This window comes from Streptomyces sp. NPDC053750 (assembly GCF_044544295.1).
GTDB lineage: Bacteria > Actinomycetota > Actinomycetes > Streptomycetales > Streptomycetaceae > Streptomyces.
Genome location: NZ_JBITXB010000002.1, coordinates 382899 through 400150, shown reverse-complemented (window position 1 = coordinate 400150; position 17252 = coordinate 382899). Strand labels below are relative to the sequence as shown.

Annotated in this window: 15 protein-coding genes; 10 read left to right on the top strand and 5 right to left on the bottom strand. The window is 73.4% G+C overall.

Annotated elements, in window-relative coordinates; translation table 11 throughout:
- Nucleotides 1-45 precede the first annotated feature (45 nt).
- The 4 genes from ACIGO6_RS07225 to ACIGO6_RS07210 form a co-directional block, all read right to left on the bottom strand.
- Nucleotides 46-225: a hypothetical protein gene (locus ACIGO6_RS07225; RefSeq protein ID WP_399872506.1), complete on the bottom strand. Its 180-nt coding sequence runs from the start codon at nt 223-225 to the stop codon at nt 46-48.
- A gap of 100 nt (nt 226-325) precedes the next feature.
- Complete coding sequence (locus tag ACIGO6_RS07220) at nt 326-745, bottom strand: CBS domain-containing protein (protein ID WP_399872503.1); 420 nt, start codon at nt 743-745, stop codon at nt 326-328.
- Between the two features lie 85 nt (nt 746-830).
- A complete protein-coding gene (locus tag ACIGO6_RS07215; RefSeq protein ID WP_399872500.1) occupies nt 831-3305 on the bottom strand; it encodes a SpoIIE family protein phosphatase in 2475 nt (824 codons plus the stop codon).
- 215 nt (nt 3306-3520) lie between these two features.
- The gene (locus ACIGO6_RS07210; RefSeq protein WP_399872497.1) at nt 3521-4825 is read right to left on the bottom strand and encodes a S1 family peptidase; all 1305 of its coding nucleotides are present in this window, start codon (nt 4823-4825) and stop codon (nt 3521-3523) included.
- A 606-nt stretch (nt 4826-5431) separates the two neighbouring features.
- Between ACIGO6_RS07210 and ACIGO6_RS07205 the strand changes: the two genes are divergently transcribed.
- The 9 genes from ACIGO6_RS07205 (at nt 5432) to ACIGO6_RS07165 (ending at nt 15033) form a co-directional block, all read left to right on the top strand.
- Complete coding sequence (locus ACIGO6_RS07205; protein WP_399872494.1) at nt 5432-5647, top strand: type A2 lantipeptide; 216 nt, start codon at nt 5432-5434, stop codon at nt 5645-5647.
- Between the two features lie 148 nt (nt 5648-5795).
- Entirely contained in the window at nt 5796-6602 is an 807-nt protein-coding gene (locus ACIGO6_RS07200) for an HlyD family efflux transporter periplasmic adaptor subunit (RefSeq protein ID WP_399872492.1), read from the top strand.
- Nucleotides 6599-8824 carry an NHLP family bacteriocin export ABC transporter peptidase/permease/ATPase subunit gene (locus ACIGO6_RS07195; RefSeq protein WP_399872489.1) on the top strand — a complete coding sequence of 742 codons (2226 nt, stop codon included), beginning with the start codon at nt 6599-6601 and terminating at the stop codon, nt 8822-8824. Before ACIGO6_RS07200 ends, ACIGO6_RS07195 begins: the two co-directional genes overlap by 4 nt.
- A 1-nt stretch (nt 8825) precedes the next feature.
- Nucleotides 8826-11657: an NHLP bacteriocin export ABC transporter permease/ATPase subunit gene (locus tag ACIGO6_RS07190; protein ID WP_399872486.1), complete on the top strand. Its 2832-nt coding sequence runs from the start codon at nt 8826-8828 to the stop codon at nt 11655-11657.
- 74 nt (nt 11658-11731) lie between these two features.
- Complete coding sequence (locus ACIGO6_RS07185; protein ID WP_399872483.1) at nt 11732-12742, top strand: Ppx/GppA family phosphatase; 1011 nt, start codon at nt 11732-11734, stop codon at nt 12740-12742.
- Nucleotides 12743-12808: 66 nt separating this feature from the next.
- Nucleotides 12809-12988, top strand: coding sequence for a hypothetical protein (locus ACIGO6_RS07180; protein WP_399872481.1), 180 nt, complete (start codon nt 12809-12811; stop codon nt 12986-12988).
- 55 nt (nt 12989-13043) lie between these two features.
- Nucleotides 13044-14084, top strand: coding sequence for an iron-containing redox enzyme family protein (locus ACIGO6_RS07175; RefSeq protein ID WP_399872479.1), 1041 nt, complete (start codon nt 13044-13046; stop codon nt 14082-14084).
- Nucleotides 14085-14105: 21 nt separating this feature from the next.
- Nucleotides 14106-14759 carry a HemK2/MTQ2 family protein methyltransferase gene (locus ACIGO6_RS07170; RefSeq protein ID WP_399872477.1) on the top strand — a complete coding sequence of 218 codons (654 nt, stop codon included), beginning with the start codon at nt 14106-14108 and terminating at the stop codon, nt 14757-14759.
- Between the two features lie 64 nt (nt 14760-14823).
- Entirely contained in the window at nt 14824-15033 is a 210-nt protein-coding gene (locus ACIGO6_RS07165) for a CDGSH iron-sulfur domain-containing protein (protein WP_399873597.1), read from the top strand.
- Nucleotides 15034-15200: 167 nt separating this feature from the next.
- Here the strand turns inward: ACIGO6_RS07165 and ACIGO6_RS07160 are convergent, their stop codons facing one another.
- Nucleotides 15201-15635: a protease inhibitor gene (locus tag ACIGO6_RS07160; RefSeq protein WP_399872474.1), complete on the bottom strand. Its 435-nt coding sequence runs from the start codon at nt 15633-15635 to the stop codon at nt 15201-15203.
- Between the two features lie 358 nt (nt 15636-15993).
- Between ACIGO6_RS07160 and ACIGO6_RS07155 the strand changes: the two genes are divergently transcribed.
- The gene (locus ACIGO6_RS07155; protein ID WP_399872471.1) at nt 15994-17163 is read left to right on the top strand and encodes a lactate 2-monooxygenase; all 1170 of its coding nucleotides are present in this window, start codon (nt 15994-15996) and stop codon (nt 17161-17163) included.
- Nucleotides 17164-17252 lie beyond the last annotated feature (89 nt).

The following is a 17252-nucleotide window of genomic DNA, read 5'->3' as shown; positions in this document are numbered from 1 at the left end:
GCTGGGGCCGGCGCGTGGGGTGGCGTGTGGCGCCCTCGGCGCTCGTCAGTCCTCGCCCCGGACGATGTTCGACTCCTGCCCCGTTCGCGGTGCGCGAGCGGCGCCGTCGTCCTCGACCGCCGGTATCCAGGTGCGCACGGCACCCCTGCTGCGCAGGCGGCGGGCTTTCGACCAGCCTGTCTCCAGGCGACGGACAACGGGTTTGTCGCTGGTGTCCGTGGTCACGGGGCATCATCTTCCTTCTGCGTCCGGCTGCCGTTGCCCCTCCGGGTCCCCGGGCACGACGCCGTGAAACGCCGGGCGCCGGGACCCGAGCCGACAGGGCCTAGGGGTTGGGCCGGGCCGCGCTGATGTCGCCCAGGGCCGACTCCGGGTCGCGCTCCATGGCCAGGTCGCCGAGGGAGAGGATGCCGACCGGGCGGCCCTCGTCGACGACCGGGAGGCGGCGCACGGCGTGCTCGCGCATCACCTCGACGGCGTGGTCCAGCTCGTCGTCGGAGCGCACGGTCAGCAGCTCGTCGCTGCACGCGGCGGCCACGGTGGTCTGTCCCGGGTCGCCGCCGTCCGCGACGGCCCGGATCACCAGGTCGCGGTCGGTGACCAGGCCGCGCAGCCGGTCGTCGTCGGTGACCAGGACGGCGCCGAGGTCCCGGTCGCGCATGATGCGGGCCACCTCGGTGACGGAGGTCAGCGGCTCCACGGTCACCGGGTCGCCGGTCATGATGTCGCGGACGTACTGGGTCATGGTGGGGTCCCTCGTTCCTTGGTGCGCTCGAGGTGTGCCCCCGCCGGGTACCCGGCGCGGCGGTGCCCGCACCTCGGCGGGGCGCTCACCGGCCCAGCGGGATCTCGCTCCACACCTGCTTGCCCCCGCTGACCGGCAAGGTCCCCCAGGTTCCCGACATCGCCTCGACGAGGAGGATGCCGCGCCCGCCGGTGGCCTCCCAGCCGATGCTGGTCGGCTTGACGGGCGTACGGGGCGAGGCGTCGGCGACCGCGACGCGCAGCCGGTCGCCGACCAGGGTGAGGTCGAGTCGGACCTTGCCGTCGGTGTGCACCAGGGCGTTGGTGACCAGCTCGGAGACGATGAGGAGGGTGGGGTCGATGTCGTCCTGCGGTACGCCCCAGGTGCGCAGCGTGCGCCGGGTGAAGCGGCGGGCGTGCCGCACGGCCTCGGGCAGCCGCCACACCGTCCAGCTCTCCCGCAGGGGGCGTACGGCCATGCCGTCGTAGCGCACCAGGAGCAGGGCGACGTCGTCGCTGCGGCGGGCGTTGCCGAGCAGGGCGTCGGCGACGAGGCCGAGGTGGGCGGGGTCGGAGGCGGCGAGCGCGTGGGCGAAGCGGTCCATGCCCTCGTCGATGTCGGCGTCGGTGGACTCCACGAGACCGTCGGTGGTGAGGGCGATCAGCGTGCCGGGCCGCAGTCGCAGAGGGCTCATCGGGAAGTCGGCCTGCGTGACCACGCCGAGCGGCGGGCCGCCCTCCACCTCCGGGATATCCGTGGTGCCGTCGGGGTGGCGGAGCACCGGCGGCAGATGCCCGGCGCGCACGCACCAGGCGGAGCCCTCCTCCATGTCGAGGTCGACGTACGCGCAGGTGGCGAAGAGGTCGGTCCCCATGTCCGTCAGCAGCCGGTTGGCGTGCGAGACCACCACGTCCGGCGGGTGCCCCTCCACGGCGTAGGCACGCAGGGCGGTGCGCATCTGGCCCATCAGGGTGGCGGCGCCGGCGCTGTGGCCCTGGACGTCGCCGATGACGAGGGCGACGTGGTGGTCGGGCAGCGGGATCACGTCGTACCAGTCGCCGCCCAGCTCCAGTCCGGCCGTACTGGGCAGGTAGCGGGCGACGGCGACCGCGCCGGGCAGCTTGGGCAGGCGGCGCGGGAGCAGCTGGCGCTGGAGCATGCCGACGAGTTCGTGCTCGGCGTCGAAGGCGTGGGCGCGCATCAGGGCCTGACCGGCGAGGCCTGCGGAGGCGGTGAGCAGGGCGCGTTCGTCGGGGCCGAAGTCGTGCGGGGTGTCCCAGCCGATCAGACAGGCGCCGGCCATGCGACCCGCGGCGGGCAGCGGCAGTACGGCCAGGCCTCCGGGCCCGACCTCGGCGAGCGCGGGTTCCAGCGCGGTGCCGGCGGGCCAGATCTGGGCGCGGCCGTCGCGCAGGGCGGTGGCGAGGGTGGGCATGGCCCGTACGGGCGCGTCGGGCCACTCGGTGCGCCACTCCAGCCGCCACAGCTCCGGCCAGGACTCGGGCTCGGGCGGGTCGAGGACGGTGACGACCAGCCGGTCGTTCTCCAGCTCGGCCAGCGCGATCCGGTCCGCGCGCAGCGGCCTGCGCAGGGCCGCGACCACGGCCTGGCTGACGTCGCGGACGGTGCCGGCGGTGGCGAGCGCGGCGGCCAGCCGCTGGACGCGGGCCACGTCGGTGACGTCGGGGCGCAGGGTGGAGGCGTCGGCGACGGTGCCGACGAGACGGGCCGGCCGGCCCTCGCCGCCGGGCAGGAGGCGCCCGTTCAGCCGCAGCCACTTCGGCGGGCCGGTGGGCTGCAGCACCCGGAACTCCAGCTCGCGGTCGCCGATGGACATGTGGTCGGCCTCCGTGACCGACATCAGCGAGGGCAGGTCCTCGGGCACGGTCAGGCCGAGCAGCGTCTCGACCTTGCCGTCGAACTCGCCCGGGGCGAGGCCGAACAGGCGCAGGATGTCGTCGCCGACCTCGACCCGGCCCGTGTCCATGGCCAGGCTGAAGGCGTCCGGCGGCAGTTCCTCGCCCTCGACGGCGACGGCGGCGGCCGGGGCGGGGCAGGTGACGGCCTCGGCGACCAGTTCCAGGCAGGCGCGGTCGTCGGCGTCGAAGCCGTCCGGGCGTTCGGTCAGGGCGAGGAGGCAGCCGCCGCCGTTCCCCCGTACGGGCAGGGCGGCCAGGGAGAAGCCGCTCGACGGCACGCGCCGGGACTCGGCCGACCCGGCGAACTCCTCGGGGCCGAGCCACACCGGTGTCCCGTCGTGGGCGTCGGCGACGGGGCTGCCGCCGGACGCGGGATAGCTGTCGCGCACGCCGTACAGGGTCCTCGGCACGCCGGCCGACTCGACCAGACAGAGCAGCTCGCGGTCGTCGCCGGGCGTGTAGAGGGCGACGAAGGAGGCACCGGCGAAGACCAGCGCCTGTTCGAGGGCGCGACGCAGACGCTCGTCCTGGTCCGGGCCGGACGCGACCGCCTTCAGGGCACCCTCGGCACGCAGCGTTCTCGATCCGCGTTCCGCAGCGCCCTGTCTGACCACGCCGCCATTACAGCGCTTATGGGACACCGGCGCAGCCCCTGCGACCGGGAAACGGCGGGCGGGACGAGGTACCGGCGTGGCCGGAGACGGTCGGCGGTCCGGCCCTTCCGCCGGAGGGCCGGACCGCCACCAACGGCCGGTCACATGGGCCGACCGGGGCTGGAGGGCGCCGGAGGCGCGGGGCGGGTCCGGGGCTCGCGCCTCCCGCGCCGCCGTGTCGGCCGCCTCAGCGCAGCAGCGCGTCAGCGCGTCTGCGTCAGACCGGAGCCGGCCGCGCCACCGTCGCCCGCGCCCGCGTCTCCGGCACCCGTACCCGCCCCGGCGTCTCCAGCTCCCGTACCGGCACCGGCGTCCTGCCCACCGGCACCCGCCTCGCTGCCACCGCCGACGGCATCGCCGCCCCCGGCCTCTTCCCCGCCGGCCGCGTCGTCGCCCAGTGTCGCGCCGACCGCCTCCAGGGCGGTGGTCACCGGCTGGAAGAAGGTCTCGCCGCCGGCCGTGCAGTCGCCGCTGCCGCCGGAGGTCAGGCCGATCGCGAGGCCGTCCTGGGTGAAGAGGGAGCCGCCGCTGTCGCCGGGTTCGGCGCAGACGTCGGTCTGGATGAGGCCGGTGACCGTGCCCTCGGGGTAGTTGACGGTGGCGTTCAGGCCGAGGACCTGGCCGTCGGCGAGTCCGGTCGTGCTGCCCATGCGGAAGACCTGCTGGCCGACCGCCGCGTCCGCGGCCTGGCTGATCGGGACGGTCTGGTCCCCGAGGTTCACCTCGCTCGGCGCCTCGGTCGCCGGGTCGTCGTACGTGACGAGGGCGAAGTCGCCCTCGCCGGGGAAGACCGCCTGGTCGACGGTGGCGATCGGCTGCCCGCCCTGCGCGTCGGACCACTGGTCCTCCGCGACGCCGCAGTGACCGGCCGTCAGGAAGGCCGGCGAGCCGTCGCCCGCGGTGACGTTGAAGCCGAGCGAACAGCGCGCGCCGCCGCCGAAGATGGCGTCGCCGCCGGACGCGAAGGTCCTGAAGGTGCCGGCGGACTTCTTGATGGTCGCCATGCCGGAGCCGAGACTGTCGACGGTGGACTCCAGCCGGTCCCACTCGGCGCCGGTGACCGTACGGTCGGCGGTCACCAGGATCTTGTTGGTGCGGGGGTCGATCGCCCACGAGGTGCCCGGGATGGTCGCCTCCGACCGCAGTGTCTGCGCACCGGTCCGCAGCTCGCTCATGCTGTTGTCGACCTCGCGGACGGCCGCGCCCGCCTTCTTCGCCTGCACGACGACCTGGTTGTTGTCGCCGGGTATGACGTTGACGACGAGCTGCTGCTCGCCGGCGTCGTAGTACGAGCCGGCGAAGGCGTCACCGAGCAGGCCCTCGAGCTGGGAGGCGAGATCCGACGCGTCCGCCGCCTTGAGGGTCCTCGGCGGGGCCGCGGCACCGTCCGAGGTCCCGCCGTCCTGCGAGGCGTTGGCGTTCGGCAGCAGGACGGCGGCCGCGCCGAGTGCCACCACACCGCCTGCCGCCATCGCGGCCCTGCGCTTCGGAATTCGCTTGTGACTCAACCTTCTCGACCTCCTGGGACGGGGTCCGTGCCGCCGGTCCGGCAGCGTTGGGGGGCGCCTGGATGGCTGTTGGTACGCAGGGGACGGATGGGCCGTTCAATCGCGGCCGTGCAATCGCAGCCATTCGGGCACACTCGATCGACAGCCGGTCGACACCCTCCGTATTCGGTCAGCAACGTTCTGTATCGCCCACGGAGCGGAATCCCTGCTTCAGCGAATCTGCACATCGAATGCCCAACCCGGTCACCCTCGTTGGAAGATCTGCACAAGCCGGGGGCACACCGCACGTCTTTGTGGCGGGACTGCCGGATTCGCCGCCGCAGGGGCAAGGGGTCGTACGGGGCGATGTGGCGGCCCATGTGAAGAAGTCGCCGCGAAGGCGTGCGCACACCTGCACGCTTGGGTGCCTCGGCGTTGCAAGTTCCCTGGTGGGAGGGGGTGATTGATTGGAAGGGCGGACCGGCCGCGTGCTTTGATCCATCGCACCGCGGGGGCCGCGGAGGGCTCCGGAAAAGGGCGCCCGGCGCCCGCGGTCGCGGCCGTCATCTGTCCCCAGAGGGGGCCGCTCCCCCCTTGTGAAATGGCTATACGAAGGGAAGTTCCATCATGAACTCCACCCCCCAGGTTGAGACCGTCGAGATCTCCGACGCCGAGCTCGACAACGTCTCCGGCGGTCTGAACGTGAACGCCGTCGGCACCGTCACCGGCCTGGTGGACGGCATCGCCCCGGTCTCGGGTCTGCTCAACACGGCCGTCGGCACCGTCGAGGGTGTCACCGGCCTGAACACGGCCCCGGTCACCAGCCTGGTCGCCGGTCTCTGATCGCGCCCGTTGTGCCGCCGAGTCCCGGAGCCACCCCGGCTCCGGGGCTCTTCGGCCTTTTCTTCGGCCCCATCTTCGGCCCCTTCTTCGGCCTTCTCCTCGCTCCTTCTTCACCGGCTTCGCCGGGACACTCTGGGATACGTCCGACGTGCAGTTCCGCCAACAGGCCCTCACCAAACTCCAGTCACCGGAGGAGCTGGACCTTCCGGTGCGCTTCGCCCGCCCGCAGGGCTGGCTGGTGCTGTCCGTGACCGTGGTCGCCATGGCCGCCGCGTCCGTGTGGGCGGTGAGCGGCTCGGTGACCTCCACGGTCGGCGCGCCCGCCATCCTCACCCACGGGCAGGGCAGCTACCTCCTCCAGAGCCCGGTCTCGGGCCAGGTCACCGCCGTCCTCGCACGCCAGGGCGAGCGGCTGCCCGCCGACTCCCCCGTGCTGAAGGTCCGTACCGCCGAGGGCGAGACCGTGGTCCGCACGGTCGACGCCGGCCGGGTCAGCGCGCTGGCCGCCACCGTCGGCCAGATCATCCAGACCGGCGCGAACGTCGCCGCCGTCGAGAAGGTCGCCCACGCCGGCGACCCGCTCTACGCCACCGTCTACGTCCCCGCCGAGAACGCCGCCGCCATCCCCGCGCACGCCTCCGTCGACCTGACCGTCCAGTCGGTGCCGGCCCAGCAGTACGGCGTCCTGCACGGGGAGGTGAAGTCGGTGGACCGCTCGGCCCAGTCGGCGCAGTCGATCGCCGCGTTCCTCGGCGACAGCCAGCTCGGCGAGCAGTTCACCAAGGAGGGCAGGCCGGTGGCCGTGACGGTCGAGCTGGACACCTCGAAGTCCACGAAGAGCGGCTACGCGTGGTCGTCGGCGGACGGACCGCCGTTCGAACTGACCTCCATGACCATGGCCACGGGCTCCATCCGACTGGCCGACCAGCGCCCCGTCGATTGGCTGCTGCCGTGAGCACCGCGCAGGAGACCCGGGGCAGACGCCGCGCCGCCCCGCCGAAGCGCAAGGTGCCCGGGGCCGGCCGGGCGAAGACCGTCCGCACCCCCACCGTGCTCCAGATGGAGGCCGTCGAGTGCGGCGCCGCCTCCCTCGCGATGGTGCTCGGCCACTACGGCCGGCACGTCCCGCTGGAGGAGCTGCGCATCGCCTGCGGCGTCTCCCGGGACGGTTCGCGCGCCAGCAACCTGCTGAAGGCGGCGCGCAGTTACGGCTTCACCGCCAAGGGCATGCAGATGGACCTGGCCGCCCTCGCCGAGGTCACGGCGCCGGCCATCCTGTTCTGGGAGTTCAACCACTACGTCGTCTACGACGGCATGGGGCGCCGCTTCGGCCGGCGCGGGGTGTTCGTCAACGACCCCGGCAAGGGCCGCCGCTTCGTGTCCCTGGAGGACTTCGACGGGTCCTTCACCGGGGTCGTGCTGACCATGGAGCCCGGCGAGGACTTCGCCCGGGGCGGCCGCAGGCCCGGCGTGCTCGGGGCGATGCCGGCCCGGCTGCGCGGCACCGCGGGCACCCTGCCGGCGGCCGTGCTGGCGAGCCTGCTGCTGGTGGCGGTCGGCGCGGCGGTGCCCGCGCTCAGCCGCACCTACATCGACATGTTCCTGATCGGAGGGCAGACCTCGCTGCTCGGCGTGCTGTTCGCGTCGATGGGCGCCTGTGTACTGCTCACGATCGTGCTGACCTGGCTCCAGCAGGCGAACCTGCTGCACGGCCGCATCATCTCGTCCACCCTCTCCAGCGCCCGCTTCCTGCGCCATCTGCTGCGGCTGCCGGTGACGTTCTTCTCCCAGCGCAGCCCCGCCGACCTGGTGCAGCGCCTCCAGTCCAACGACGCCGTCGCCGAAACGCTGGCCCGCGACCTCGCGGCGGCGGGCGTGGACGCGATCGTCGTCGTCCTGTACGCGGTGCTGCTCTACACGTACGACCCCCAGCTGACCTTCGTCGGGATCGGTGTCGCGCTGCTCAACATCCTCGCGATGCGCATCGTGATCCGGTTGCGGGCGACCCGTACGGCGAAGCTGCGGGCGGACACGGCGCGGCTGACCAACACCGCGTACACCGGCCTCCAGCTCATCGAGACGATGAAGGCGACCGGCGGTGAGGACGGCTACTTCCGCAAGTGGGCGGGACAGCACGCCACCACCCTGGAGGAGCAGCAGCGACTCGGGGTGCCGAGCGCCTGGCTGGGCGTGGTCGCGCCGACGCTCGCGACGCTCAACAGCGGGCTGATCCTGTGGATCGGCGGCATGCGCGCGGTCGAGGGCCACATCTCGGTGGGCCTGCTGGTCGCCTTCCAGGCGCTGGTGGTCCGCTTCACCGCCCCGCTGACCCGGCTGAACGGCGTCGCGGGCCGCATCCAGGACTTCGCGGCCGACGTGGCCCGCCTGAAGGACGTGGAGAACTTCCGGACGGACCCGCTCTACGACCGCCCGGGCGGCATCGACTCCACGCGCCGCCTGCACGGGCATGTCGAGCTGCAGAACGTCTCCTTCGGCTACAACCCGCTCGACAAGCCCCTGCTCACCGGCTTCGACCTGACCGTCGGACCGGGACAGCAGGTGGCCCTGGTCGGCGGCTCGGGCAGCGGCAAGTCCACGGTGTCCCGGCTGATCTCGGGCCTGTACGCCCCGTGGGACGGGGTGATCCGCATCGACGGGCAGCGGCTCGAGGACATTCCGCGCGGGGCGCTGGCTTCCTCCGTCTCCTTCGTCGACCAGGACGTGTTCCTCTTCGAGGGCACCGTCCGCGACAACGTGGCGCTGTGGGACCCGTCGGTCCCGGACGACGCCGTGGTGGACGCGCTGCGGGACGCCGCGCTGTACGACGTCGTGATGCGCCGCCCGGGCGGCATCCACAGCCGGGTCGAGCAGGACGGCCGGAACTTCTCCGGCGGGCAGCGCCAGCGCCTGGAGATCGCGCGGGCCCTGGTGCGCCGGCCCAGCATCCTCGTCCTCGACGAGGTCACCAGCGCGCTGGACGCGGAGACCGAGCTGGTGGTCATGGACAACCTGCGCCGGCGCGGCTGCGCCTGCGTGGTGATCGCGCACCGGCTGAGCACCGTGCGGGACAGCGACGAGATCGTCGTACTGCAGCACGGCACGGTCGTGGAGCGGGGGCGGCACGAGGAGTTGGTCGCGCACGGTGGCGCCTACGCGGCGCTGGTCAGGGAGCGATGAGATGACGTCCGTGCAGGAAGGCCAGGAAGGACAGGGCGATCTCGTCCTCGGCGCGCTCGGGTCCCTGGGCACCCGCGTGGACTGCACCGGGTTCAGCCGCCTGGACCTGGAGGGTCCGCAGGTGCTGTGGCTGGTGGCGTCCGGCGCGGTGGACCTGTTCGCGGTGGACGCCGAGCAGCAGGGGCACTGGCACCACCTGGGCCGCCTGGAGGCGGGCTCGGTGCTGCTCGGACCGGTCTCCGGACCGCAGCACACGCTCGTCGCGCGCCCGCTGCGGGACTGCGTGGTGCACCGCATCGGACTGCGCGAGCTGTACCAGCCGGCGAACACCCAGACCTGGTCGTACGACGAGTACGGCAACCCGCAGTACGTGCCGCCGACGACGAGCCCGCTGGAGTACGCCCTCGCGCTCGGCGTCGGCCGCAGCCTGACCGTCCTCTTCCAGGCGCCGATCGCCCGGGAACGCGCCGCGGCACCCACCGACGACGACGTGTTCTGGATGCAGGTCCCGCCCGGCAGCGTGCAGTACGGCGCCCTCTACGGCGAGGAGGCCGCCTCCGACCTGCTGATGGACCCGGCGCTGTGGCAGAGCATGGTCGACCAGCAGTACCGGCTGCTGACCACGCTGGACCGCTGGATCGAGCAGCTGGAGCGCACCCACGAGACCCGTACGGCGGCCGGCATCAGGGCCGGTGAGGCGGTGCGCGCGCAGGCCGACCGGACGCTGCTGGCCTCCATCGGCAAGCGGTCGGCGCAGCGCACCACGGCCGCCGACGCCGACGCCACCTACGCGGCCTGCAAGCTGGTCGCCCGCGCCGCCGGGATCCCGCTCGCCGAGCCCGCGCAGAACGGCACCGGGAGCGACCGGCTCGACCCGGTGGAGCGGGTGGCGATCGCCTCGCGCGTGCGCACCCGGACCGTGCGGCTGGACGGCCGCTGGTGGCGGGACGACGTCGGACCGCTGGTCGGGCACCGGGCCCTGTCGGGGGCGCCGGTCGCTCTGCTGTGGCGGCGCGGCGGCTATGTGGCCGTGCATCCGGCGACCGGCCGCGAGACGCCGGTCGAGAAGGCGAACGCCGAGGAGTTCGAACCGCGTGCGGTGATGTTCTACCGGCCGCTGCCCGAGCGCCGGCTCAGTCCGCTGCGGCTGCTGCGGTTCTGCCTCCAGGGCACCCGCGGGGACCTGACCGGTCTGCTGCTCGCCGGACTGGTGACGGTGGCGCTCGGCGCGCTGGTGCCGGTCGCGACCGGCAAGGTGCTCGGCGAGTTCGTGCCGAAGGCGCAGACCGGGCTGATCGCGCAGGTGTGTCTCGCGGTGATGCTGAGCAGTGTCGTCGCGGCGGCCTTCATGCTCTTGCAGAACCTCACCATCCTGCGTCTGGAGGGGCGGATCGAGGCGACCCTCCAGCCGGCGGTGTGGGACCGGCTGCTGCGGCTGCCGACGAAGTTCTTCACCGAGCGCTCCACCGGCGAGCTGGCGAGCGCGGCCATGGGCATCAGCGCGATCCGCAGACTGCTGGCGGGGGTCGGCCCGACGGTGGCCCAGTCGGTGACCGTCGGGGCGATGAACCTGGGGCTGCTGCTCTGGTACAGCGTGCCGATGGCGCTCGCGGCGATCGGCATGCTGGTGGTCGTCGCCGCCGTGTTCCTGGGGCTCGGGCTGTGGCAGGTGCGCTGGCAGCGGCGGCTGGTGCAGCTCACCAACAAGCTGAACAACCAGGCCTTCCAGACCCTGCGCGGGCTGCCCAAGCTACGGGTCGCTGCGGCCGAGAACTACGCGTACGCCGCCTGGGCGGGACAGTTCGCGCGCAGCCGTGAGCTCCAGCAGCGGGCGGGGCGCGTCAAGAACCTGAACGCGGTGCTGGGCGCGGTGTACCTGCCGCTGTGCACGCTGCTGATGTTCATGCTGCTGGCCGGTCCGGCGCGCGGTTCCATGTCGGCGTCCGACTTCCTGACCTTCAACGCCTCGGTGACGATGCTGCTGACCTCGGTCACCCAGCTGACCGGCGCGTTCGTGTCGGCGGTGGCCGCGCTGCCGCTCTTCGAGGAGATCAGGCCGGTGCTGGACGCCACGCCCGAGGTGCGCACGGCGAGCACACGGCCGGGGCCGCTGTCCGGGGCGATCGAGGCGCGGCGGCTGTCGTTCCGGTACACCGACGACGGGCCGCTGGTCCTGGACGACGTCTCCTTCGACGTACGACCGGGCGAGTTCGTGGCGGTCGTCGGACCCAGCGGCTGCGGCAAGTCGACCCTGCTGAGACTGCTGATCGGCTTCGACCGCCCGCTGTCGGGCAGTGTCCTGTACGACGGCCAGGACCTGGCCGCCCTCGACCAGTCGGCGGTGCGCCGGCAGTGCGGGGTGGTGCTCCAGCACGCGCAGCCGTTCACCGGATCGATCCTGGACGTCATCTGCGGCACCGAGCCGTACACGCCCGAGGAGGCGATGGCGGCGGCCGAGATGGCGGGGCTCGCGGAGGACATCAGGCGGATGCCGATGGGCCTGCACACCATCGTCTCGGGCAGCGGGGCGGTCTCCGGGGGTCAGCGGCAGCGGCTGATGATCGCGCAGGCGCTGATCCGCCGGCCGCGCATCCTCTTCTTCGACGAGGCGACCAGTGCCCTGGACAACGAGACGCAGCGCACGGTGATCGAGTCGACCAAGGCGCTCAACGCCACCCGGATCGTGATCGCGCACCGCCTGTCCACGGTGCTGGACGCCGACCGCGTGATCGTGATGGAGGACGGCAAGGTCGCCCAGCAGGGCCCGCCCGCGCAGTTGCTCGCGGACACGGGCGGCCGGCTGCACGAGCTGGTGCGGCGGCAGCTGGCCTGACCGGACCGCGCTGTTTCCGGCCGTACTCGCCGGGGGCGCCCTTGGACCGGCCGGAAATGGGTACCTGGGCCTTCATGCGTATCAGCGTGGTGGATGTGGGGTCGAAGACGGTCCGGCTCATGGTGGCGGACGCGGAGGGCGGGGTGCCGTTGCCGGTCCACACCGCGAAGTGGCGGCTGCGCCTGTCGGATCAGGTCAAGCCGGGTGATCCGATCCCCGAGGAGGCCGTGGAGCGGCTCGTGGACGCGGTCGAGGACGCGCGCCGGACCGCGACCCGGTGGGGCGCGGCCGGCCCGCTGGCCTTCGCGACCGCCGTGGTGCGTGCCGCGCCGAACCGCCGGGAGGTGCTGGGCGCCGTCCGCTCCCGCACCGGAGTCGCCCTGTGCACCCTGCCGGGCGAGGTGGAGGCCGAGCTGACGTTCCTCGGAGCGCGGCGCTGGATGGGCTGGCGGTCGGGTCCGCTCGCCCTGCTCGACATAGGCGGCGGCTCGCTGGAGGTCGCCTTCGGCCGCGGCCGGCTGCCCGACTTCGTGGCCTCGCTGCCGCTGGGGGCGGCCCGGCTGACCCACGAGTTCCTCGGCGGCGGCGAGGACGCGCCGCCGCCCGAGCAGGTACGGGCGCTGCGTCGCAAGGTCCGCCACCAGCTGCGGGACGTCGCGGCGCGGATCCGCTGGGAGGGGCCGCGCACCGCGGTGGCCACCTCGCGGACCTTCCAGCAGCTCGGCCGACTGTGCGGGGCGTCACCGGGCCGGCACGGGCCGTTCGTGGAGCGGCAGATGCGCTGCTCCGACCTCGGGGACGCGGTCGCCCGGCTGGCCGCCCTGTCCGCCGCCGAGCGGGCCCGGCTGCCCGGGATCTCCGCCCCGCGTGCGGCGCAGAGCCTGGCCGGGGCCGTGGTCGGGCACACGGCGATGAAGCTGACCGGGCTGGAATCGGTCGCGCTCTGCCCATGGGCGATACGCGAGGGAATCCTGCTGCGCCACATCGAGGACGGCCCGTCCTGGTGGGCGGAGATCACCCGCGACAACGACGAGGCCACCACCCCCGCCCCGGTTCCCCTGCGCGTCGCGGCCAGGTCCCGCTGACCACGTGAACAGGCCCGGCGCGGGCCCGAGAGCACCCGACGGACGTACGAGAGGAAGGAGACATCCGTGTCCCGGAACGGCGATCGCACCGACAAGCAGCCCGAGACCGCCCTCGAGGAGGTCCTGAACGAGATCAAGGAGTCCAGGCCCCGCGACGCGGAGGCCGACGAGGGCCCGCACCGGGGCGAGGCGGGCGACGCCACCTCACCGAACACCGGGGCCCAGCAGGACGCCGAGGGCGAGTGACGCGGTCCGCGCCCGAGCGGGGGTGCCACGGCGGTGTCCGGGTACTCGCCACGCCATGGAGTACGACCGCGAAGGACCGCAGCTGCCGACGGCCCGGGGCCCGCTCTCCGCGGCCGTCGGCGCGTATCTGCTCGGGACGGGCCCACTGCCCGGCCCGGAGGCCGTCGCCGCCGCGCAGGCGTACGGCGACGATCTCCAGCTCGCCCTGTACCAGTGCTACGAACTGCACTACCGGGGCTTCGCCGGGGTCTCCCCCGGCCTCGAGTGGGACCCCGGCCTGCTGCGCACCCGGGCCGCGCTGGAGCACCGATTCCTCGCCGCCCTGCGCGCCGGCACCCGGGTCCACGACAGCGTGGAGGACGCGGTCGCCGCGCTCCTCGTCGAACCCGTCGACGGTCAGGGGGTCAGCCACTTCCTGCGGGACGAGGGCGAGTTGTGGCACCTGCGGGAGTACGCGGCCCAGCGCTCCCTGTACCACCTGAAGGAGGCCGACCCGCACGCCTGGGTGCTGCCGCGGCTGTGGGGACGCGCCAAGGCCGCGATGGCCGCGGTGGAGTTCGACGAGTACGGCGGCGGCCGTCCCGACCGGGTGCACGCCCGCCTCTTCGCCGACCTGATGACGGACCTGGGGCTGGACACGACGTACGGCCGCCATCTGGACGCGGCCTCGGCCGAGTGCCTGGCCACGGTGAACATGATGTCCCTGTTCGGCCTGCACCGGTCCCTGCGCGGCGCCCTGGTGGGACATTTCGCGGCGGTCGAGATCACCTCGTCGCCCGGCTCCCGGCGGCTCGCCGAGGCGATGCGCCGCACCGGCGCCGGGCCCGCCGCCGAGCACTTCTACGACGAGCACGTCGAGGCCGACGCGGTGCACGAGCAGATCGTGCGGCACGAGGTGATCGACGGGCTGCTCGAGCAGGAGCCGCAGCTCGCGGCGGACGTCGCCTTCGGGATCGACGCCACCGGGCACGTCGAGGACCGCTTCGGCGTCCGGCTGCTCACCGACTGGCGGGCCGGCCGCTCCTCGCTGCGCACACCGCTGCCGCCGCCGCCCGGTCCGCCCCGCGAGCCTGCCGCAAGCTCCCATACTTCGTGACGGCCGGGGTACGCGGGTTCCGTGCGTTTCACGGTGCTGCCGGGCGTCTACGCCCCCCAGGAGGACACCGCCCTGCTGGCCGGGGCGCTGTCCGACGAGTCGCTGCCCCCGGGCTCGGCCGTACTCGACGTGGGGACCGGCACGGGTGCTCTCGCCCTGGCGGCGGCACGGCGGGGCGCGCGGGTGACCGCGGTGGACGTGTCGTGGCGTGCGGTGTGTGCCGCCCGGCTGAACGCCGCCCGGACCGGGCTGCCGATCCGGGTCCGGCGCGGCAACCTCTTCACACCCGTACGCGGTGAGTCGTTCGACCTCGTCCTGGCCAATCCGCCGTACGTTCCCGCGCCGGTGGGTGGCCGCCGGCCGCGTGGAGCGGCACGGGCCTGGGACGCGGGCCAGGACGGCCGGCTGGTCCTGGACCGGATCTGCAGGGAGGTGCCCGGTCTGCTGCGCCCCGGCGGCGTACTGCTGCTCGTGCAGTCGGCGCTCAGCGACCCCGGGTCGACCGTCGGGCTGCTGCGGGGGGCCGGTCTCAAGGCGGCCGTGATCCGACGGCAGCGGATCGCGTTCGGGCCCGTGGTGCGCGGCCGGGAACGCTGGCTGCGGCAACGCGGGCTGCTGTCCCTGGCCGAGAACGAGGAGGAGTTGGTGGTCGTCCGTGCCGAAGTCCCCGTGTGACCCCGGGTCCGATGGTCCCGGATTTGACCCCGCGCGTCCGTCCGACCGGCGCTCGCCCCGCCGGATCAAGGTCCAGCGGCGGGGGCCGATCCTGGTGGAGGGCCCGGTGGAGGTGGAGCTGGAGGACGGGACGACGGTGTCCTCCGACCGCTTCCGGGTCGCGCTGTGCACCTGCCGCCGCAGCCGCCGCTATCCCTGGTGCGACACCAGCCACCGCGCCCGGTCGTCCGGCGCCGGTGACGGTGACGGCGACGGACCGTCGGCGAAGGCCTGATCGCCCCGGTCCACTTGCCCCGTTGCCCCCTGATCCCGAGGAGCGGCGGACGGCCCCACTCCGTCCGCCGCTCCCGGTGCGGGACCGCGGGGCCCTTGCGGCGGCGACTCGCACTCCCCAGTGGCGAGCCGCCGGTCACGCCGCGCAGGCCGGGCGGTCCCGGTCCCTCAGAACGTGAAGACGCTCGCGCTCGCGGCGTTCCTCACGCACTCGTTGGCGAAGGTGTGCTCGTAGGAGAGGCGACGGCCCTGCCAGACCCCGTCGACGGTGATGACGACGGGCGCGTACTCCCGGGTGCACATCACGCCCTCGTCCGCCGTCAGGGCGTCGAAGTCGCCGCCTGCGCCGCGCAGTTCGGCGCAGGCCAGGTCGGCGGCAGGGTGGGTTCCGGAGGCCGTCGGCGCACAGGTCAGGGTGACGGCGCGCAGGGGTGCGGCAGTGGCAGCGCTCTCTCCGTGCCCCACGGTCAGCACGAGGGCCGAGGGGGCGTGGAGCGACGCGGGGGCGGTGGCCGGGGAGGCGAGGGAGGCCCCGGCGAGGGGCCCGCAGACGGCGGTGGCCGTCAGGCCCAGAGTCGCTGCCCAGCGCGCGGTGTTCCGCATTGTGTGCATCCTTCCGCTCGGGATGAGGGTGACGCCGGCCCGGCTCGGTCGGTGCCGGAACGGCGAGCGCGAGTCTGCCGAGTCCATCGCCGAAACTCATCTCGACCCCGTGAATTTCGGTAACCTTGCGTATTGAATCAGTGGCGTGAAGTCACAGAATTCGAACGTTCCAAGTCCGGAACGGGAGGGTTCTTGATCGATTCTTGCGACACGAACTGGCCGATTGGCGTGATCCGCACGTTCTCCAATCGGCCTGAAACACCTCTGAAACATGCCCGCCCCTCGGCTGCCGATCGCGACGTACCCGCGAGTAGGGTGCTGACGGCGCGAACTCGACGACGAGAGGCGGGACCTGGGGATGGCGAAGCACTGGGCGGACTTCCAGTACGAGATCTATCTCAACGGGATGACGGGTGCCGTGCCCCGGCTGCCGACCGACCTGACCCGGCTGGAGGAGCTCACCGAGCGGCGGCTCGGTCCCGGCCCCGTCGGATACGTCGCGGGCAGTGCGGGGGACGGCAGTACCGCGCGCGCCAACCGGGCGGCTCTCGACCGGCGCCGGATCGTGCCGCGCATGCTGCGGGACGTCCACGACCGCGATCTCTCGGTCGAGGTGCTGGGGCGCCCGCTGCCGGCCCCGCTGGCGCTGGCGCCGGTCGGCGTTCTGTCGATCATGCATCCGGACGCGGAGCCCGCCGCCGCCCGGGCCGCCGCCGCGCAGGGCGTCCCCTTCGTCCTGTCCTCGGCGTCCAGTACGCCCCTGGAGCAGGTCGCCGAGGCGATGGGCGACGCGGAGCGCTGGTTCCAGCTGTACTGGCCCAGGGACCGGGAGGTGGCCCGCAGTTTCCTGGGCCGGGCGAAGGCGGCCGGGTACAGCGCGCTGTTCGTCACGCTGGACACGCCCCTGCTCTCCTGGCGCCCGCGCGATCTCGACCAGGCGTATCTGCCGTTCCTGCACGGGGTGGGCACCGCCAACTACTTCTCCGACCCGGCGTTCCGGGCCGGGCTGGCGAAGCCGGTGCACGAGGATCCGAACGCGGCGGTGATGCATTTCGTCGGCATGTTCTCCGATCCCGCCAAGTCCTGGCCGGATCTGGCGTTCCTGCGGGAGAACTGGGACGGTCCGATCGTCCTCAAGGGCATCCTGCACCCGGACGACGCCCGGCTCGCCGCGGACGCCGGGATGGACGGCGTGGTGGTCTCCAACCACGGCGGCCGCCAGGTGGCCGGTTCGGTCGCGGCGGCCGACGCCCTGCCGCGTGTCGTGGAGGCCGTCGGCGACCGGCTCACCGTGCTGTTCGACAGCGGCGTCCGCACCGGCGACGACGTCTTCAAGGCGCTCGCGCTCGGCGCGCGGGCGGTGCTCCTCGGCCGCCCCTACGTCTACGGTCTGGGCCTGGACGGGCAGGCGGGCGTCGAGCACGTGATCCGCTGCCTGCTCGCCGAACTCGACCTCACCCTGGCCCTGTCCGGACACGCCTCCCCGGCCACGCCCGGTCCCGCCGACCTCGTCGAGGACCCGGTGTAGCCGGCTCCTGGCCGAGTCGGGGAGCACGGGGAACCGGAGAATCGGGGGAACGTCCTCGACGTCGCCGGGCGGGCGGCGTCCGGCGCGCA